The sequence below is a fragment of the Devosia sp. genome, from assembly GCF_014860165.1.
Lineage (GTDB): Bacteria > Pseudomonadota > Alphaproteobacteria > Rhizobiales > Devosiaceae > Devosia.
The window spans coordinates 52,342-70,654 of record NZ_JACZKG010000018.1 but is presented as its reverse complement, the minus strand read 5'-3'; the positions used below and the strand labels follow the sequence as shown (position 1 = coordinate 70,654).

Genomic DNA, 18,313 nt, shown 5'->3' with positions numbered 1-18,313 from the left:
GGAAGCGGAGCTGATTCCGATAAGGGACGGACACACGCCGGGTCGCGCCTGCCTTCCGGCGCGGCCATTGAATGGACGATCCACTCGTACGCTCGCATGCATCTTCTCCATCGAATAGACATTTTGTCACATACTGGACGGAATGTCTTTCCGATTCAATAATGCCCGCTCGTGGAACGACGGCGCGCAACTGATCGCGCGCCCAAGTGGCGAATTTGGTGCGGAGAGACCAGAGTATGAGGGGCTCTATCTAACGTTCGACGCGACGTGGCGTTGGTGCGTCAGGACTTGTCCGAAGCCTGCGGCGCCGTCTGGAAGTTCACATGGACCGGATGGTTCACGGAACGCACGTATTCGATAGGACGCCGGTTTGCATCCTCGACAATCAGCCTCATCAGCAGCGTCGAAGAGTGCGGAGGCAGCATAAGTGTCGCCTCTTCGAAACTCGTCGGGACGTGTACTGAGATGGTCCTATTGCTCGTCGCCGCGACGATGCCATAGCGCTCACGTAGTATCTCGTACAGTGACTGGCCTGCGATCAGATCCTCGGCGCCGAGACCTGGAACGGTAGCTGCAGGGATGTAACTCGTCTCTATGATGATCGGCACGTCGTCAACGCGCCATAGCCGACGGATGACCAGTATATCGTCGTCGACCGGGATGGCCAGGTTGCTGGCGATCGAGTCCTTTGCCTTCGCGAGCTCGAAATGCAGGAGCTTGCTGCTGGGCTTGCCTCCGTTCAGCTGGATTGCCCGGGTGAGGCTGCCGAAATTTGGGCTGGGCTCGACATGTCGGTTGAGCCGGGGTTCGGGGATCCTGGTTCCGTTGGTGCTGTTCCGCTCAAGCCGGCCATGGGAGACCAGCCGATCGATGGCTTTTCTAACCGTGAGCCTGTTGACGTCGAGCTGATCCGCCAACGCCCGCTCCGATGGAATGTGGTCCCCGGGGCCGTAGTCGGCACCCTCGATCAGATCCTCGATGAAGCGTTGAACCTGTAGATATACGGGTACCTTGGACTGCTTCTCGATCATAGACGGCTCCAGCGAACACTCTCCAGATATACCTTTATCCGACGCTCGCGCAAAAAGATGTTGCAAGGGAAAACGACATTGATATAGCCTTGGAGTAATCCAGTAGTAGACCACGACCGTCCGACATGAGGCGGGACAGTGTTGGGGGTAGTTCATGACCGATGTGAATTCCGGGCCTTATGTTCAGCTGAGCGGCGTAAACAAGTGGTTCGGGTCCCTGCACGTGCTGAACGACGTCAGTGTCAGCGTCTCGGAAGGTGAGAAGATCGTCGTCTGCGGGCCGTCTGGCTCCGGCAAGTCCACGATGATCCGGTGCATCAACCGGCTGGAAAAGCATCAGACGGGCGAGATTCAGGTCAACGGGATCGAGCTCAACGACAACCGGAAAAACATAAGCCGTGTGCGTCAGCAGGTTGGAATGGTCTTCCAGAACTTCAACCTGTATCCCCACCTGACGATCCTCGAGAACTGCACGATCGCGCCGAGGTGGGTGAAGGGCATCGAGCGGAAGGAGGCCGAAGAGCTGGCGATGCGCTACCTCGAGCGGGTTCGCATTCCGGAGAAGGCTAACTTCTATCCGAGCCAGCTTTCCGGCGGTCAGCAGCAGCGCGTGGCGATTGCTCGATCCCTTTGCATGAACCCGAAAGTGATGCTTTTCGACGAGCCGACATCGGCCTTGGATCCGGAGCTCGTGAGAGAGGTTCTCGATACCATGGCCCAGCTCGCGGCCGACGGCATGACAATGATTTGCGTGACCCACGAGATGGGCTTCGCGCGACAGGTGGCAGATCGCGTCGTCTTCATGGACGAAGGCAAGATCGTGGAGATCGCGCCACCTAACAAGTTCTTCGACACACCCGAGGAGGAGCGCACCAGGAAATTCCTTCGGCAGATCCTTCATTGAGGAGCTTCTGCTTAGGACTACCAAGTCGCTGGGCGAAGAAAGGAGCGTCGACGACGACGCATAACAAGGGAATGGGACATGAAACTTACTAAGACTGCATCCGCCTTTTGCGTGATTGCCGCCGCCCTGCTTTCGCAGAGTATTTGGGTCCAGGCCCAAGAGCTCCCGCCGCTGCCACAGGATATCCAGGACGCTGGCGTCCTCCGTATCGGCGTCAAGTGCGACACCCCTCCGTTCGGCTTCTCCGGTCCGGATGGCCAGCCTATCGGCATCGAAGTGGAGATGGCAAAGCAGATCGCCGTCTACGCCTTCGGCTCGCCTGACAAGGCGGAACTGACGTGTGTGACGAGCGAGGCTCGAATCCCCTCACTGGAGGCGGACAAGATCGACCTCGTCCTAGCCACCCTGGGAAAGACCCAGACCCGCGCGGAAGTGGTCGATTTCACCCACAGCTATTACTGGGGTACCAGCAGCATCGTGGTTCCGAAGGACAGTCCGATACAGACTCTTGCAGATCTCGCCGGCAAGACAGTCCTGGGGAACAAGGGCGGCTCCCAGGCGCGGTGGTTTGAAGCGAACATGCCCGATACCGAAGTAATGCAGTTGAACACTACCGCCGACAGCCTGCAGTCGTTGCTGCAAGGCCGCGCTGATGCGTACGCCGGTGACGGTGAGGTGATCGCTACGATCGCTTCCAACAATCCGGAGTTGCGGGTGCTGGAGGAGGGGTTTGACCTGGGTGCCAACGGTATTGGCATTAGCAAGAACCAGCCTGAATTGCTTGCGTTCCTGGACGCAGCCATCGCGAAGATGAAGGCCGACAAGTTCCACGCCGGCGTCGTGCCCAACTTCGTGGACAACCCAGGCCTCATCGAACTGATGATCAAGAATTTCGAAAACGACGCACCGCCGGAAGCCGAGATGCGGAAGTAAGCTAAGTCTTTGGTCGTGTCCCGGCGCAGGGCCGCCGGGACACGATTTCGCTTATGTGTGGAAACAGAAGATATGGACTTTGATTACATACTCCGTGCTTTACCGGACCTGTTAAGGGGCGCACAGACAACCATCGCCGTTAGTACGCTTGCGATTTTTTTCTCGCTGTGCGTGGGCGTGATCGGTTCCACAATCCGCTCCAGCGGCTTTAAGCCGGCATCATATCTGGTGACTGCCTACGTGGAGTTCATCCGTGGCACTCCGTATCTTGTCCAGATCTTCTTCATTTTCTACGGCTTCCCTGCCATCGGCCTAAAGCTTTCCGTGTTTTGGTCAGGGGTGGCAGCGCTCAGCATTTGGGCGAGCGCTTTCCATATAGAGAACATTCGGGCCGGGTTAGCGTCGGTTCCAACCGGGGTCAACGACGCATCGGGGTCACTCGGTCTTGGACGCTTGCATCATGCGCTGTTCGTCGTCCTGCCAATAGCACTGCGCTCCGCACTGCCATCAATGATGAACACCATCGTCAGCACGGTGAAGAATTCGGCATACCTTCAAGCCATCGGCCTCGTCGAGCTGACATTCGTTGCCGTCGAGCGTGTGGCTTATGACTTCCGGGTGATCGAGATGTTTGCTTCAATCTGTGCGATCTACCTGATGTGCGTGTTTACCGTCTCCGGGCTCGGCAGTGTTCTGCAACGTCGGCTCGACCGACCTTACGGGGGGAGGTGAGCAATGCTGCTTCTTGAGTACAGCGGCTTCTTACTGGCCGGGTTTCTGACGACCCTTCGACTTTCCCTAGCCGTCGTATTGGGAGCGACGTTCTGCGCGATCCTGTTCGCCGTCGGACTATCTATCCGATCGCCGCTGGTCAGGCGTCCGTTTCAACTCCTGGTCGAGATACTTCGAGATGTTCCGCTTATCGTGACGGTGTTTCTCATCTATTTCGTGATGCCGAGAACTGGCCTCGCCCTGGATCCCTTCTGGTCCGCAACGCTTGCTGTATCGCTTTGGGGTGGTGCAAACGGCTCCCATGTCATTCGCGCAGGGCTGCTAGCGGTGCCTACAGGACAGTTGGAAGCGGCCAGGGCGTTCGGCTTGAGTGGTTGGAAGGGCCTGCTGCTGATCATCATCCCGCAGGCCATGCCGGTGATCCTTCCACCTTACATCAGCCTTATAACGGCCTGGGTGCAGTCATCGTCGCTCGGGGCGGTCGTGGGCGCCTACGAACTCTTCAGGTCTGGACAGGTAATTATCGAACAGACGACCATCTCGACGGGCAAAAGTCCTGCTTTCCTGGTCTATGGCTTCATACTCCTTGTCTACTTCGTCCTCTGTTGGCTGATTTCACGGGGCGGCAGCTGGGTCGAACGTCACTTCAACAAGCATCGTGCACCTGTGAAGGACGTTACAAGGCCGCTGGCAGGCGTACTTTCCCCTGTGGGCCCGCTCGACGGCCGGACCTGAATTCGGCAGCAAAACCGTTACCCGGAAGCTTCCTTTCGATGCCGTCGCCCTGACCGAGCGCGGTGGCATCGGATTGCACTCGGGGCGCCGTGCCGCCTCCGTAACAAGCCGTCCCCGCTCCCGTTGTCGTTTCAGCCGTCACGCCCAGAGCGAAACGACTTGTCCGGTCGCGGACGCGGGCATTGGCTTAAATCAGGAGACACAATGTTCGTCCGCAAAGCGATCCTAGACGTGACCGACACCATCGCAACGCGCAGTCGAGACAGCCGTCGCGACTATCTCGATCGCCTCGATACCGCGCGCGAAGCGGGCGTCAATCGCTCCGTGCTATCTTGCGGCAACCTCGCCCATGGCTTTGCTGCGTGCTCGCCAACGGAAAAAGCGGCCCTTGCCGGCAACAAGTCGCTGAACCTGGGCATCGTCACGTCGTACAACGACATGCTCTCGGCGCACCAGCCGTACCAGCTCTATCCCGACCTCATTAAAGAAGCGGCCCGCGCCAGCGGTGCGACGGCCCAGGTGGCGGGCGGCGTGCCGGCAATGTGCGATGGTGTCACCCAGGGTCAGCCTGGCATGGACCTGTCGTTGTTCTCTCGCGACGTAATCGCGATGTCTACCGCCATCGCTTTAAGTCACAACATGTTCGATGCTGCGGTCTTCTTGGGGGTTTGCGACAAAATCGTGCCGGGCCTGCTTATCGGGGCACTGAGCTTCGGACATCTCCCGGGCATATTTATCCCGGCTGGTCCGATGACTTCGGGGCTTCCCAATGACGAGAAGAGCCGTGTTCGGCAGCTCTATGCCGAGGGCAAGGTTGGCCGCGCCGAGCTCCTGGAGAGCGAGTCGAAATCCTACCACTCTCCCGGCACCTGCACCTTCTACGGCACGGCCAACTCCAATCAAATGCTGATGGAGATTATGGGGCTCCACCTTCCCGGTTCAAGTTTCGTAAATCCCGGCACGCCGCTGCGGGATGAACTGACCCGCGAGGCAACTAGGCGCGCGCTGCTGCTCACTGCGCAGGGTGACGACTACACGCCGATCGGCCACATCGTCGACGAGAAGGCCATCGTCAACGGGTTGGTCGGTCTCCTCGCAACCGGTGGCTCCACCAACCACACCATGCACCTCGTTGCGATGGCCGCGGCAGCGGGCATCCAGATCACTTGGCAAGACATGTCTGAGCTTTCGGACGTCGTGCCACTCCTAGCCCGCGTCTATCCCAATGGCGCCGCCGACGTGAACCACTTCCATTCCGCCGGCGGTATGGGCTTTCTGATACGGGAGCTGCTGGAGAGTGGTTACCTGCACGAGGACGTCAGGACCGTCTGGGGTAGTGGCCTTTCCAACTACACAGTCGAGGCGAAGCTACTTGACGGCGAGCTCTCTTTCGAACCGGCTCCGGTTCAGTCCGGCAACCCAAAGGTGCTCGCCACAGCTTCGACCGCCTTCTCGCAGAACGGCGGGCTGAAGCTCCTGCGCGGAAATCTGGGCTCGGCTGTCATAAAGGTCTCAGCGGTCAAGCCCGAGAACAGGATAGTCAAGGCACATGCGCGCATCTTCCATTCCCAGCAGGAACTGCAGGATGCGTTCAAGTCCGGCGACCTCAACGGCGACGTCGTGGCAGTGGTTCGCTTCCAAGGCCCTCGGGCGGTCGGTATGCCCGAACTCCACAAGCTGACTCCGCCGCTAGGCGTCTTGCAGGATCGCGGCTTCAAGGTCGCGCTGCTGACAGACGGCCGGATGTCCGGCGCGTCGGGAAAGGTCCCTGCCGTCATCCACGTCACCCCAGAGGCCATAGACGGTGGCGCCATTTCGAAGATCCGCGATGGCGACCTCATCTCGATAGACGCGAACGCCGGTACGCTGATGTTCGTCGGAGACGAACACGAGTTCGAGGCCCGATTGCCGGCTGTCGAGGACCTGCACCGCGAGCGTCAGGGCATGGGGCGCGAACTTTTCGTCGGGTTCCGGGCGCTGGTGGGAAGCGCGGATCGCGGTGCCAGCATCTTTGGGTGAGGTGTCCAATTGGAGATCGAAGGTCTAAGATCTCGACTTCGACGCTTCCTGATCGGGACGGTAACGGAAAAGATGCGGCGGTTCGGACACGGCGACCGACCGCAGGGTGCTGCAACCCGGTTGGGTCGTATCATTCCCTAACGTGGCGCGCCACAAGTTTGGAGATAGCCGGTCCAAACAGCAGAACCATCAGGAATCGAGCCAACTGAAGGCTCATGACAAAAGACATGTCTACCGTCTTCGACGCGGCGGCGATGATGGCCACGGAGTCCAGACCTCCGGGACTAGTGGCGAGGTATGCGGTAAGTGGATCGATGTCGAAGACTTGCACCAGGATCCAGGCGATCGCACCGCAGACGGCCATTAGCGCCAAGATGGATGCAATGATCTGCGGCAGGGTCCGCATCGCCCTGATCAGGATGGGCCGTGTAAAATTGAGTCCGATGGTCCAACCGATGACTGTGTAACTGATGGCGAGCAGCCATTCAGGCAGTTGGAACGAGACGCCTCCGCCGAGATGCAATGCTACGGCCAGTGAGAACGTGCCGAGGAAGAATGGAGCCGGCAGACGAAGGGCTCTTCCGCCCAGGCCTCCGGCGACGACGACGGCGACCGTCGATAAGAAAGGCACCCAGTCGATCGGCGGGAACCACAGTGGCCCATCCACCGGCAGGGCAGGCGCGGCCACCCAGAGCTTGGAGACGATGGTCGCCGCGATAGAGACGAGGATCACCCTCAGGTACTGCATTACGGCGACCAACCTTGCGTCCGCTCCGAAGGCATCGGCCATCAACACCATTGCAGTTGAAGCGCCCGGGGCCGATCCCCACACCCCGGTCGTCCCCGGCATGATCTTCCAGGTGCTGATCAACCATCCAAGCGCGCTTGATGCGATAAGCGTTCCCACGACCGCTGCCAGGAAGATGTACCAATCGTCGAGGAATGCCGAGAAGATGCCGATGGAGATTGATGCAGCGACGAGGACACCGATCACGCCCTGCGCAGCGTTGAAGCTAGCCCCGTGAAGGCGGATGGTCGCTCCGTTCACGCCGACCAGCACGGCGGCGATCATCGGGCCGATCAAGAATTCGGCAGGGAACTTGGCAAGAACGAGCACCGCAGACACAACGGCCGTGACGCCCAGTAAGACGATCCATTGCACTACACGCGGCAGTCGGGCGAGACCGGTTTCCTCGGGCACTTCAGTAGGAGAAGGCATGGCTCGACATCTCGTTTCATTCTGAATTGGTGCGTGGAACCCAGCGGCTGTCTCCGGGAGGAGAGCCGAGGGCTGCCGGCGAACTGGCAAATGATCGTGATGGCGGGAAGTCCGGCGGTAAGAACGATCACCGCTTCGGGTGGGACGCGATGAGTTCGAGGTCCGCCGCGCTCAGTCGGTCCTTTGCCTCGTTGCGTTGATGCCAATACGGATAAAGGAGTGGCGGAAGGCTGGTGTCGTCGAGGAGCTTGCGTTCCTCCGCGGTCAGGACGAGATCGCCGGCAGCCAGGTTGTCGACGAACTGTTCTTCCGTGCGACCACCGATGATGACGGAGGTCACCACCTTCCTACCGATCAGCCAGGCAAGAGCGACTTGGGCTGCGGAAACATTCCGCCTTTCCCCGACCGACAACAGCGCATCGACGATGTTCCATAGCCGGTTCTCGTCTCTGATGGGCGGCTCCGTCCACCCGGCGAACTGTCTCGTTCCCTCCGGAGCAGCCTGATCGCGGCGGTGCTTGCCTGAGAGCAGACCACCCGCGAGCGGGCTCCATATAATCACGCCAAGACCCTGATCAACGCTGATCGGCAGGAGCTCGTATTCGGCTTCGCGGGCCTCGAGCGTGTAGTGGATCTGCTGGCTGACGAACCTCTGTCGCTTGTCTCGGTCGCTGACACCGAGCGCCTTCATTATGTGCCATCCGGAGAAGTTGGAGCACCCCACGTAGCGGACCTTCCCTTGGCGCACGAGGGTGTCCAATGCCTCCATCGTCTCCTCGAGCGGGGTGTGACCATCCCATTCGTGCAATTGATAGAGGTCGATCACATCAGTCTTGAGCCTCCTCAGACTTGCCTCGCAGGCCGCGATGAGGTGCTGGCGGGAAGACCCGGCATCGTTGACACCTTCGCCCATGCGAAATCGAGCCTTCGTGGCAACGAGAACGCCATTCTTGCGCTTGCCGGCGAGAACCTCGCCGATGATTTCCTCGGAAGCGCCATTGGAGTACACGTCTGCCGTGTCTATGAGGTTCACGCCGGCATCGAGACATAGATCGACAACTCTCTTTGCCCCTTGAGCATCGAGTTGTCCGGTCTTCTTTGCCCAACCAACGCCACCGAAGGTCATGGTCCCTATAGAGAGGGTCGAAACTTTCAGGCCCGATCGCCCCAGTTGGCGGTATTCCATCTTATTCTCCAAGTTCTCACGCGATCAGGGTGCTGGCCGACTGAACCGACTACAGCTGCGACACGCCGGCTTCCGATCACTTGAAACTGGCGTAGACGGTGGCCCTCGAGATGCCGATGTGACTGGCGATAATCTCCGGCGCGCGTCGGATCTCGAGGAACCCGCCAGACTTCAGTTCTTGGATGATCGCTCTGCGGTCATCCACGGATAGGGATCTAGGAGTCGTGCCACGGACGGCGGCGAACTCGTCGATCTTCAGGCGGATCGTGTCGGCTCCTCCGGTCTGGATCGTCTCGGATGCGACTATGCCGGTGTCTACGCTCGCGAAGCGCCCGAGCATTGCCTGCAGGTTCTGAAAGAGCGAAAGGTCAAGGTTCAGGCAAAGTGCAGCGACATACTCGCCGTCGGACCCCTTGATGCCGATCGAGGTGCTCTTCAACTGCCTCCCGTCGCTCAGCGAATTGGAGTAGTTGGCGATCACCTGCGGGTAGGCCGGATCGGATATGCGGGCGATGCCGACCTCCGTCGCAGGCGCACCTACCGAGCGCTGGGAGAGGTTGTTATGGATATCGACCACAGAATGCTCCGGGTCCGTAAGGTCATGTACGACAACCTCGCAGAAGGGGGCGAATGTCTCACCCAGGCCCTTGGCGATCTGTTTGACCTGCTGGATCAGCAGTTCCCGCTCTTTGCTTTTGGACTGAGCGTCCGTCTCGTTCTTGGGCATGGCTCTCGCTAACGATTTCTAGGTTGTCTGGATCAGGTCGACCACGGAAGTTGCGGCCTTCAGTCCTGTTCCGCTAAGCATGACTACCGTCTCTTCTTCAACCTTGATTGCTCCGTTTGCGATCAGGCGGGCGAACGCTGCGGAAGCGACCGCGCTGGTCGGCTCGATGAAGAAGCCGCTTTCACAGGACTTGCGAAGGGCGTCGACAATTTCTCCCTCCGTGACCGCGATCGTATCACCATCGGACTCGCGCAGCGCCGCAAGGATATGCTTGAGCCGGATCGGTTGGCGGATGGACGCGCCCTCCGCGATCGTCTTCGACACATGACGCTCGACGACCTGATCCGAGCCCGCTCTGAAGCTGGCGTCGATCGGCGAACAGTTGAGCGGTTGAGCGACGAAGAGCCTTGGTAGCCTGGTGATCTGGCCGGCCTTCATCAGTTCCCTAAAACCGAAGTGGAGCCCCAGGACGCTGCTACCGGCCCCCACCGGAACGACAATGTTGTCGGGAACGCGGAAACCGAAATCCTCCCACAGCTCATATGCAAGGGTCTTGGTTCCCTCGAGAAAGAATGGCTGCCAATTATGGCTGGCGTAGAACGTTCGCTCGGATTGGCGAATTGCTTCTGCCTGCGATTCCTCTCGGGGTCCCTCGACAAGCTGTACCTCGGCGCCATAGGCCCGTGCCTGTGCGATCTTGCCAGGAGAGGTGGAGCTTGGTGTCAGGATCTTGACGCGAACGCCGCCGGCCGCCCCGTATCCCGCGACGGAAGAGCCACCGTTCCCGGAACTGTCCTCAAGGATCGACCGGACTCCGCACTGACGAAGATAGGAAAGCATCACGCTCGTGCCGCGATCCTTGAAGCTGCCGGTCGGGTTCAAGAACTCGAGCTTAAAGAACGGGCGGTAGTCTTCCCACTGCCGCTGCACGAGCGGCGTCATGCCCTCCCCCATCGAGATCGGGTTTGCGATATCGACAGGGAGCGCGGCGCGGTAGCGCCAGAGCGACTTGTCAGAGGTCTCCAGATCGTCCCGGGAAATGCCAGACGACGGAGTGACGAGCAATGGTCGGCCCTCGTTGGAGCACCAACGCGGCTGGTCTATGGGGTATCGCTGTCCGCCGACGGGTTCGATGTAGGATGCATCGCTCATGGAATAAGTGCTCGCGTGTGACAGTCTGTCGGGCTCTCTTGGCAACGGCAGCGGATGGGGCACTAGAAAAGGTCCTCGAACTCGCAGTTAATGATCATTTCGGCCATTGACGCGTTGTTGGGCAGCTCGATCGCCGTTCTGACCATGTGAGCTATCGTGGAGGGATCGGTCATATCATCGGGAAGCATCTGCAGGTTAGGCGCCTTTGCCATGCTTTTCGCGGTCCCGACCCACCCTGGGCATACTGCCGTAGCTCGGACGCCTTTTTCCCAACCATAGGTGCGGGTTGCATGCGTCAGGCCCAACTGAGCGAACTTCGCAACACCATAGCCGACCGTGACGTTTCGAATGCGCTTCGAAGCCAGGGATGCGATGTTCACAACTCGACCACGCCCACTCTTTTCGAGGTGAGGCATGCAAAGCCGTGTCAGTCTCAACGGAGTTTTGACGAACAGTTCCCAAACATCGTCAAGCGCCTGATCGTTATCGTCCATCATGGCAACACGGCCACCGCCGCCGATGGCGTTCACCAGCCCGTCGATCTGGCCAAAGGTCTCGACGGTCTGTGACACCCAGTCGACGGCGCTTTGCTTATCGAAGGCGTCGAACGCGTGGAACGTCTTGTTGGAAGTTTCGGAGCCGAACTTCCCCTCCAACGAGGCCTTGTCGAGACCTCCAAGACTGACACGGTACCCGTGGGTCAACAGGTTCTCAACGATCGCGGATCCGATTCCACCATCGCTGCCTGAGATCAAGATTACGCGTCCACTGCCGACTGCGCTTGAATTGCTCAACTTTTGCCTCGCTTTAGGTAGGATAGAATGGCCGGAGTTCCCGCTCGGTACGGAAGACTTTGGCAATGGGGCGGGGATTGACTCAGGCCTGAGATGCATCGGGCTTCAGGATGCGTCTTCTCGAGGGTGACACGGCACTTCCCGCCCGGCACAACTTGGGGTTGACAGTTTGTCTTGACATAGACGATTTGTCACGTGCAGGCAACGGTGGTTCGCACAGCCTTGCATTCACCCTAAAGTCAGGCGTCAAGCAGTCATGAAATACATCACGGAGGCCGAGTCCTCGGCACTTGTTAGCCACGCCCTCGCGTTCAAAGCGGTCCGCGAGGCGTTGATTGCCGCCTGCTTGCCGGGCGCGAACAGCTTCGCCGTGGTGATTGGCCACGGCAGCGAGCGGGACAATCGTTTCACGGTGAAGTCGGCCTCCAATCCCGAACTTGCCGGACTAAAGATCGGTTCGTATTTCCCCTCTAACGACATCCAAGGCATGCCGAGGCACAGTTCAATCATTCTGCTCTTCGACCAAACTCTTGGCAGGATAGGAACGATTGTGGAGGGGTCCCGCCTCAACGCCTTCCGGACGGCCGCCGCAAATGCCGTAGCGACCGACGCACTGGCGAGACCTGACGCCAGTTCGCTCGCTGTGTTCGGCACCGGACATCAAGCATTTTACGAAGTCGAAGCGCTGTCCCGCGTCCGAAAGCTGAACAGGATTTCAGTCGTGGGCCGAAACGCAGAGAAAACCGAAGCCCTAGTCCGCCGACTTAGGGAGATAGGTCTGCCTGCAACTCCCGAGCGCCCGGAACCAGCGTGCAGGGGCGCTGATCTCGTGGTGACTGCCACCGCATCTCGCGAGCCGTTGTTCGACGCGGACTGGATTGCCCCGGGCACTCACATATCCAGCATGGGCTCCGATGGCGTTGGCAAGCAGGAACTGCCGCCCGAGCTTTTGGCACGAGCAGCGCTATTCTGTGACCTCCCCTCCCAGTCGCGTACTATCGGCGAGTTTCAGCACGTTGCAGTTGACCGCGACATCGTAGCAATCGGGGCGGTGCTCGGCGGGACGCATTTGGGGCGTGCGGATGCAGGTGAAGTCACTGTTTTCGACAGCTCTGGCCTGTCCCTCCAGGACCTGTATTTGGCCCGAGAAATCGTGGCTGCTTCGACCTCGCAAGGAACGGCGGGAGCCACACCTTTTGAGAGCGGCAATGCGCGCCCCCCGCTTGACAGTCGGTGATTGGTCTACTATTGGAATACTCCACTGGACAGCGGCCGCGGGGCGGTTGGATCTCGCGTTTCCGTATCTGCACCACCAACTAAACATGCACCTGCGGCGAGGCTGCAGAGCAAGAAATTCCTAATGTCAGCCAGGAGGAGCCGCAATGAAACTGGACGGTAAGACTGCAGTCATAACGGGGGCCGGACGGGGGATTGGACGGGCGATCGCGTTGGAACTCGCCAGGGAGGGTGCAAACATTGTCCTGGCCGCGCCGGAGTTTGGCGAGATCGAAGCGGTTTCGGCCGAGATTCGGGCGCTGGGTCGCGATGCACTGCCAGTCGAGACCGACATCCAGTACAAGGCGCAAGTGGAACGCATGGCAACGGCTGCCTTGGAGCGGTTCGGGGCCGTAGACATCCTGGTGAACAATGGCGGGGTCGCCATCCACAACGCCATTCCCAATATCAAGGAAGAGGATTGGGATTGGATGATGGCAATCAATCTCAAAGGCACCTTTCTTTGCACCCAGGCATTCTTCCAACACATGTGCGATCGGCGCCAAGGCCATATCGTCAACATCGTGTCGAGGTCCGGGAAGGCTGCCAGAGCTAAGTTCGGTGCTTACTCCGCTTCCAAATTCGGGGCATTGGGTTTCACCGAGACGACGGACAACGAAGGGGTTGCCTTCAACGTCAAGGCGACGGCAGTCCTCCCGGGTGCCGTCGCGACGAAGCAGCGTTCCGAGAACCACGACGACGACCAGGCGAAACTGCTGCAGCCCCAGGATGTCGCGGAGTATGTCGCGTTCATAGTGACGCGCCCCGACCATGTGTACATCCTCGACGCCAACCTAACGTCCCAACATATGAAGCCACTACCCGGGACGGGCAATCTGAAGTCCGGAATATAAGAACCAGCTTCGATCGGCGCACCCGCGCCGATCGGATGCCGTAGCGATTTTGGGCTCGATGCGGACCTGCAAGGCTCAGGGCTCTCAGATGCGACCGGCGATCTTGTCGCTTAGTGCTGAAACGCTCCAGAGGGAGCCAAGGGGATTTTGATGCGGAACGCTGTGCCTCGGCTTTTGGGCATCGGTGATAACACCGTCGATGTGTATGTGGACAAGGGCCTCATGTTTCCGGGAGGAAACACGGTCAACGTCGCAGCGATGTGGGCAAGGTTGGGTAAGCCTTCGTCCTACTTGGGATGTGTATCCTACGATGCATATGGCGAGTTGATCTATCGCGCGCTGATGGAGGAGAAGGTCGACCTGTCGCACTGTCGCCGTTCCCACGGGCAGAACGCATGTTCGCTCGTCGGCCACGACGGTGGGGACCGACATTTCCTGGGCTCTCGAAAAGGAGTGACCCGAGACATCACCCTGACGGAGGACGACTACATCTTCATGTCGTCGTTTGAAGTCGTGCACACAAGCATTTTCAGCGGATTGGACCGGTACGTCCCGCTGATGGCGAACAGATGCAGGTTGCTATCCTACGATCTGTCGAACCGTTGGAATGATGACCATTTGCAGCATTTGGCGGGCCACCTGGATGTCGCGTTCCTATCCCTAAGCGAGTTCGACGCCCACGAGGCCGTTCAGATCCTGCAGAAATGGACCGCGGCGGGCTCAGGAATAGCCGTCGGAACACGAGGCGGGGCGGGTTCCTTCGCAGTCCACAACGGCAAGGTCTACTCCGCGGGGGTGAAGCCCGTGACTGTGGTCGATACCCTGGGCGCCGGTGACGGGTTTGCCACGGGGTTCCTGCTGGAGTGGTGCACATCTTCTGATGTCGACCGTGCTCTCGAGGCCGGGGCAAGCAATGCCGCGGAAATTTGCACCATCATGGGCGGGTTTGGCCATGGCATCGCTTTTGATACTCCGCCAGATGACCTGCCGCCCCGTAGCGCAGTGGCCAGGACGTAGGCCTAACGGTGGCCGGCTTTGTGGTCGGTTGGTGACGTGCCGCCCCGATCCTCACTGGCGAAATTTTGGCCGGTCCAAATCCCAGAGGTTGCCGGGGCGCGCTCGCAGCCAAGCTTCTTGAAGTGAATAAACTCGACCAACTCCAGGAACATGAACGATCATGTCATGCGTCGCATTTTTGAACGGTCGACTGATCCCATTCGAGGATGCCAAAGTACCGATAACTGATCGGGGTTTCACTTTCGGGGACGGAGTTTATGAAGTCACGGCCGTCTTGGACGGCAGGCTCGTCGATAATCTCGCACACCTGACGCGCCTTTTCAGGTCGCTTGCTGAACTGAGCATCCCGAACCCCTACTCCCGTGAGCAATGGACCGTTCTTCAGAGGGAATTGATTGCAGAGAATGATTTGGACCAGGGGGTGGTATACCTGCAGGTGACTCGCGGTGCCTCCGAACGTGACTTCGCAGTCCCGTCGCCGGCTCTCCTGCCGACAACAGTCATGTTTACCCAGGTCAAGGACATCGTTGGTTCGATCAATGCCCGAAACGGTGTTCGAGCTGTCACAACGGCTGAGTTTCGCTGGCAACGCCGGGATATCAAATCTATCGCACTTACCGCGGCAGTCATGGCCAAGCGGTTTGCCGCGGACGAAGGTGCGCAGGAGGTTTGGTTCCACGAGGACGGGGTTTTGACCGAGGGGGGATCGAGCAACATCTTTATGGTGCCGGCGGGAGGGGCACTTGTTACACGGCCTGTATCAAATGCTTTACTGGGAGGGATAACCCGACAATCCGTACTGGAAATCGCCAGATCACTGGACCTAACCGTTGAAGAGAGAGCGTTTGCTCTCGAAGAGGTCAACTCCGCACGCGAGGCGTTTACGACAAGTGCCTCGACCTTCTTGGTACCGGTGATATCGGTGGACGGGCATCCCATCGCTGACGGCAAACCTGGACCGGTGACCCAAAAGCTTCAGGCACTATATGTCGAGTTGGCAAGGTCTGGCGGTCTGCCATGATGTGCGTTTGGGCGCCCTGGTTGGCTGCGACCAACCCTCTCTTTTGGCATTTGAGCTATCCAGGCGAAATGCCCCAGGCCACCACAGCGGATGGCCGCATTGATGCGGGTTGACGAGACACTTGCCGAGATCGCTGAGGTCCGGCGCGCCGATCAAATTCCCGATCTCCTCGGACGTGTCAGCGCGGCATACGGGATGAAGACCGTTGCCTATCTCGGGACAGGGACGCTCGATCGGAGGCTCCCACGGCGCGAGCCTTACCTCGCTGTTACCTACTCCTCGGCTTGGGTCGATCACTATCGCACCAAAGGTTATGTCAAGATCGACCCGGTCATTCAGACGGGTCTGAGACGCCTTCTTCCCATAGATTGGACCGAGTTTGGGGGAGGAGACGAGTCTCTTCGCAGGTTCTTCGGTGAGGCAACGGAGTTCGGACTCGGTCGGAAAGGAATGTCATTTCCGGTATACGGCCACAGTGGGGATAGAGCACTTTTCTCCGTTACAGCCGACTTCAGTGAGCGCGAATGGCAGTGGGCTCGCCGTACCGCGTTCCGACAGTTTCCAATCATTGCGTCACATCTACACGATGCAGTGCTGCGCACCGAAGGCGCTGCTCGTCCGCAACTGCGTCTCTCCCGTAGGGAGATCGAGTGTCTGCAATGGACTTCCGAGGGCAAGACGGTTTGGGAGTGCGGCATGATACTCGGACTGTCTCCCCATACTGTGCGATGCTACCTGGAGAGCGCGCGGCACAAGCTCGAAGCGTCGAGCAACACCCACGCAGTCTCGATAGCCCTTAAGTCTGGCCTACTCTTCGACCTCCCTTAAACCCGGCTCTTTGACCGGATACTCGACCGACGGACTGCGCCGTACGTCTTGCCTCGTTTCACCACGAGGAGACAGGCATGATATTGGCCATTGAAGGTGTCGACCGCCACGCATACCCCGAATTGTTCGATCAGATGTTTCGCATGCGAGCTGCGGTTTTCGCGAGCCGGCTGGGCTGGGAGGTAACGGTCGCTGACGGCAAAGAGATCGATCGGTTTGATGACGAGGATCCCCTTTATCTCCTCTGCGTCGATCAGGTGACGGAGGAGCTGAAGGGCGCCGTTCGGCTTCTCCCAACGACGGGTCCCAATATGCTGAGGGATGTGTTCTCGGTTCTCGTCCCCGACGGAACCGTTGAAAGTCCTTTGATTTGGGAAAGCTCGCGCTTTGCCATCAACCCAAATCTGGTAGTCGGATCGGCGCGTCAGGATCCCAACCAAGTCATCAACACAACTACTGTCGAACTGCTCTGCGGACTGGTGGAGGCAGCGCAATTGGCGGGGGTCGAGCACATCGTCTCAGTGTTCGACGCTCGGATGGCTCGAATCTTTAGGACTGTCGATTGTCCATATGAGGTAATCGGCGCCCCCGCGAGGATTGGGCAAACTATGACTTATGCCGGCCTTTTCGAGATTTCTGGAGCCATGCGCCGCCGCCTCGGCAACAAAGCCGGCTTGCCAGAGCGCGTGCTCTCTCAAGGCGGGTTTCAGCCCCAGGCGACCAGACTAGCATGAGCCGTTTACTCAGGTCGCTGTCGTGGCCGGGCGACCTGTGGTCAACGAAACAACGGTCGGGTCGGCGTGACCCGAACGCGCTCTCAAGTGACGTTCTCGCACACCCACGCCGGTGGGATGAGCCGCAGGAGGCGATTTGGATGCTTGATTTCCGTTTGTTCCGCTACGCTCTGGCGTCTGCCGAGCACGGAAGCTTCCGACGGGCGGCAGCGGCGCTCAACATTCAGCAGTCCACAGTAAGCAGAGGCGTACGAACTCTCGAGCATCGGGTCGGAGGGCCACTGTTCGAGCGCAGCCATGCTGGGATTCGTCCGACACCTGCGGGTGAGCGCTTTCTCCAGGAAGCTGCGTTGGGATTTGATCACCTCGAGCGAGCCACCCAGCGGATCGGGGCAATGCAACGTGGTGAGCATGGAGAAGTCACCGTCGCGGCGAGCGTACCATTTCTCTTGTTTGCCGACGCGTTCGAACGCCTGCGGGATGAACACCCTGGCGTGGCGCTGGAGATAGTGGAAGGAACCTGCAGCGGCTGCGCCATGATGGTGCAACAGCGCAAAGCGGAGGTTGCCTTTGTCAGCACCATTCCCGGCAACGGCCCAGCGCAATCGCTGCACGTGCGAGACGAGCGGCTTGTCGCGGTCCTTCCGAAGTCGCATCGGCTTGCAGATGCCCCGACGGTGCTGCTCGAGGAACTTCGGGCAGAACGGTTCATCCTTGGTGCCGGAGGCTTGGGTCCCGCACTCGCGGACTACCTTCAGCGCCAACTGGACGCAAAACTGGATCAGCGATTGCTCCGGGTTGGACAGTGCGATCTCATCAACATGGTGGCCCGCGGCTTTGGTGCAACGCTGGCGATCAGGGATCTTCCTCACGCTGCGCCGGATGGTGTCGTGTTCATTCCAATCGCGGATGAGAATACCTTCCCGATCCACGCCATCTGGGGGTCACCAACCGCTAACCCGTCTGTGACGCGCCTAGTCAACCTCGCTAGAGAGGCACGTCCGATCACTGTGCGTCAGGCGACCGAGAAGTAGGACAGGAGAGAGTTCAAGTGGAGAACCGCATCACGGTCCGAATGACCGAGGACTTGATCGCTCAGATCGACTTGTGGATCGCGGGCCAGCCTGGTTACGTCAGCCGACAAGAGGCTGT

General features: G+C 59.3%; 18 protein-coding genes. 12 read left to right on the top strand and 6 right to left on the bottom strand.

Going from position 1 to position 18,313, the window contains the following annotated elements:
• Positions 1-281: 281 nt before the first annotated feature.
• Positions 282-1,031: a GntR family transcriptional regulator gene (locus tag IH615_RS05095; RefSeq protein ID WP_291360337.1), complete on the bottom strand. Its 750-nt coding sequence runs from the start codon at positions 1,029-1,031 to the stop codon at positions 282-284.
• A 154-nt stretch (positions 1,032-1,185) separates the two neighbouring features.
• Between IH615_RS05095 and IH615_RS05090 the strand changes: the two genes are divergently transcribed.
• From IH615_RS05090 to edd, 5 genes are all read left to right on the top strand, one after another.
• Complete coding sequence (locus tag IH615_RS05090) at positions 1,186-1,935, top strand: amino acid ABC transporter ATP-binding protein (RefSeq protein WP_291360335.1); 750 nt, start codon at positions 1,186-1,188, stop codon at positions 1,933-1,935.
• 78 nt (positions 1,936-2,013) lie between these two features.
• Complete coding sequence (locus tag IH615_RS05085) at positions 2,014-2,868, top strand: transporter substrate-binding domain-containing protein (RefSeq protein ID WP_291360334.1); 855 nt, start codon at positions 2,014-2,016, stop codon at positions 2,866-2,868.
• 72 nt (positions 2,869-2,940) lie between these two features.
• The gene (locus IH615_RS05080; protein WP_291360332.1) at positions 2,941-3,600 is read left to right on the top strand and encodes an amino acid ABC transporter permease; all 660 of its coding nucleotides are present in this window, start codon (positions 2,941-2,943) and stop codon (positions 3,598-3,600) included.
• 3 nt (positions 3,601-3,603) lie between these two features.
• Positions 3,604-4,335, top strand: coding sequence for an amino acid ABC transporter permease (locus tag IH615_RS05075; protein WP_291360330.1), 732 nt, complete (start codon positions 3,604-3,606; stop codon positions 4,333-4,335).
• Between the two features lie 204 nt (positions 4,336-4,539).
• A complete protein-coding gene (edd, locus tag IH615_RS05070) occupies positions 4,540-6,354 on the top strand; it encodes a phosphogluconate dehydratase (protein WP_291360328.1) in 1,815 nt (604 codons plus the stop codon).
• Positions 6,355-6,484: 130 nt separating this feature from the next.
• Here edd and IH615_RS05065 read toward each other — a convergent pair whose 3' ends face one another.
• The 5 genes from IH615_RS05065 to IH615_RS05045 form a co-directional block, all read right to left on the bottom strand.
• Positions 6,485-7,573 (bottom strand): AbrB family transcriptional regulator, encoded by a 1,089-nt coding sequence (locus IH615_RS05065; RefSeq protein ID WP_291360326.1) that lies wholly within the window; start codon positions 7,571-7,573, stop codon positions 6,485-6,487.
• Between the two features lie 127 nt (positions 7,574-7,700).
• Positions 7,701-8,759: an aldo/keto reductase gene (locus tag IH615_RS05060; RefSeq protein WP_291360325.1), complete on the bottom strand. Its 1,059-nt coding sequence runs from the start codon at positions 8,757-8,759 to the stop codon at positions 7,701-7,703.
• A gap of 76 nt (positions 8,760-8,835) precedes the next feature.
• Positions 8,836-9,486, bottom strand: a complete 651-nt coding sequence (locus tag IH615_RS05055) for a helix-turn-helix transcriptional regulator (protein ID WP_291360324.1) — start codon at positions 9,484-9,486, stop codon at positions 8,836-8,838.
• An 18-nt stretch (positions 9,487-9,504) separates the two neighbouring features.
• Entirely contained in the window at positions 9,505-10,638 is a 1,134-nt protein-coding gene (locus IH615_RS05050) for a threonine synthase (protein ID WP_291360322.1), read from the bottom strand.
• 62 nt (positions 10,639-10,700) lie between these two features.
• Positions 10,701-11,393: an SDR family NAD(P)-dependent oxidoreductase gene (locus IH615_RS05045; protein WP_291360320.1), complete on the bottom strand. Its 693-nt coding sequence runs from the start codon at positions 11,391-11,393 to the stop codon at positions 10,701-10,703.
• 295 nt (positions 11,394-11,688) lie between these two features.
• On the opposite strand from IH615_RS05045, the gene IH615_RS05040 reads away from it, so the two are divergent.
• The 7 genes from IH615_RS05040 to IH615_RS22220 all read left to right on the top strand — a co-directional run bounded on the left by IH615_RS05040 (position 11,689) and on the right by IH615_RS22220 (position 18,195).
• Positions 11,689-12,669, top strand: a complete 981-nt coding sequence (locus IH615_RS05040; protein ID WP_291360319.1) for an ornithine cyclodeaminase family protein — start codon at positions 11,689-11,691, stop codon at positions 12,667-12,669.
• Positions 12,670-12,814: 145 nt separating this feature from the next.
• The gene (locus tag IH615_RS05035; protein WP_291360317.1) at positions 12,815-13,561 is read left to right on the top strand and encodes an SDR family NAD(P)-dependent oxidoreductase; all 747 of its coding nucleotides are present in this window, start codon (positions 12,815-12,817) and stop codon (positions 13,559-13,561) included.
• Positions 13,562-13,711: 150 nt separating this feature from the next.
• Positions 13,712-14,578, top strand: coding sequence for a PfkB family carbohydrate kinase (locus tag IH615_RS05030; protein ID WP_291360315.1), 867 nt, complete (start codon positions 13,712-13,714; stop codon positions 14,576-14,578).
• Positions 14,579-14,738: 160 nt separating this feature from the next.
• Positions 14,739-15,599 carry a D-amino-acid transaminase gene (locus IH615_RS05025; RefSeq protein ID WP_291360314.1) on the top strand — a complete coding sequence of 287 codons (861 nt, stop codon included), beginning with the start codon at positions 14,739-14,741 and terminating at the stop codon, positions 15,597-15,599.
• Between the two features lie 90 nt (positions 15,600-15,689).
• On the top strand, positions 15,690-16,427 hold the full coding sequence (locus IH615_RS22225) for a LuxR family transcriptional regulator (RefSeq protein WP_366484785.1): 738 nt from the start codon (positions 15,690-15,692) through the stop codon (positions 16,425-16,427).
• Between the two features lie 77 nt (positions 16,428-16,504).
• Positions 16,505-17,161 (top strand): acyl-homoserine-lactone synthase, encoded by a 657-nt coding sequence (locus IH615_RS05020; protein WP_291360312.1) that lies wholly within the window; start codon positions 16,505-16,507, stop codon positions 17,159-17,161.
• Positions 17,158-18,195: a LysR family transcriptional regulator gene (locus IH615_RS22220; RefSeq protein WP_366484783.1), complete on the top strand. Its 1,038-nt coding sequence runs from the start codon at positions 17,158-17,160 to the stop codon at positions 18,193-18,195. The genes IH615_RS05020 and IH615_RS22220 overlap by 4 nt, the downstream gene beginning before the upstream one ends.
• Positions 18,196-18,313 lie beyond the last annotated feature (118 nt).

What these genes read in the sequence shown, in the direction of transcription:
- IH615_RS05095 (WP_291360337.1), bottom strand. Translation starts at nt 1,031, where the DNA reads ATGATCGAGAAGCAGTCCAAGGTACCCGTATATCTACAGGTTCAACGC.
- IH615_RS05055 (WP_291360324.1), bottom strand. Translation starts at nt 9,486, where the DNA reads ATGCCCAAGAACGAGACGGACGCTCAGTCCAAAAGCAAAGAGCGGGAA.
- IH615_RS05030 (WP_291360315.1), top strand. Translation starts at nt 13,712, where the DNA reads ATGCGGAACGCTGTGCCTCGGCTTTTGGGCATCGGTGATAACACCGTC.
- IH615_RS05020 (WP_291360312.1), top strand. Translation starts at nt 16,505, where the DNA reads ATGATATTGGCCATTGAAGGTGTCGACCGCCACGCATACCCCGAATTG.
- IH615_RS05035 (WP_291360317.1), top strand. Translation starts at nt 12,815, where the DNA reads ATGAAACTGGACGGTAAGACTGCAGTCATAACGGGGGCCGGACGGGGG.
- IH615_RS05075 (WP_291360330.1), top strand. Translation starts at nt 3,604, where the DNA reads ATGCTGCTTCTTGAGTACAGCGGCTTCTTACTGGCCGGGTTTCTGACG.
- edd (WP_291360328.1), top strand. Translation starts at nt 4,540, where the DNA reads ATGTTCGTCCGCAAAGCGATCCTAGACGTGACCGACACCATCGCAACG.
- IH615_RS05050 (WP_291360322.1), bottom strand. Translation starts at nt 10,638, where the DNA reads ATGAGCGATGCATCCTACATCGAACCCGTCGGCGGACAGCGATACCCC.
- IH615_RS05085 (WP_291360334.1), top strand. Translation starts at nt 2,014, where the DNA reads ATGAAACTTACTAAGACTGCATCCGCCTTTTGCGTGATTGCCGCCGCC.
- IH615_RS22220 (WP_366484783.1), top strand. Translation starts at nt 17,158, where the DNA reads ATGAGCCGTTTACTCAGGTCGCTGTCGTGGCCGGGCGACCTGTGGTCA.
- IH615_RS05040 (WP_291360319.1), top strand. Translation starts at nt 11,689, where the DNA reads ATGAAATACATCACGGAGGCCGAGTCCTCGGCACTTGTTAGCCACGCC.
- IH615_RS05080 (WP_291360332.1), top strand. Translation starts at nt 2,941, where the DNA reads ATGGACTTTGATTACATACTCCGTGCTTTACCGGACCTGTTAAGGGGC.
- IH615_RS05090 (WP_291360335.1), top strand. Translation starts at nt 1,186, where the DNA reads ATGACCGATGTGAATTCCGGGCCTTATGTTCAGCTGAGCGGCGTAAAC.
- IH615_RS05025 (WP_291360314.1), top strand. Translation starts at nt 14,739, where the DNA reads ATGTCATGCGTCGCATTTTTGAACGGTCGACTGATCCCATTCGAGGAT.
- IH615_RS05065 (WP_291360326.1), bottom strand. Translation starts at nt 7,573, where the DNA reads ATGCCTTCTCCTACTGAAGTGCCCGAGGAAACCGGTCTCGCCCGACTG.
- IH615_RS05060 (WP_291360325.1), bottom strand. Translation starts at nt 8,759, where the DNA reads ATGGAATACCGCCAACTGGGGCGATCGGGCCTGAAAGTTTCGACCCTC.
- IH615_RS22225 (WP_366484785.1), top strand. Translation starts at nt 15,690, where the DNA reads ATGGCCGCATTGATGCGGGTTGACGAGACACTTGCCGAGATCGCTGAG.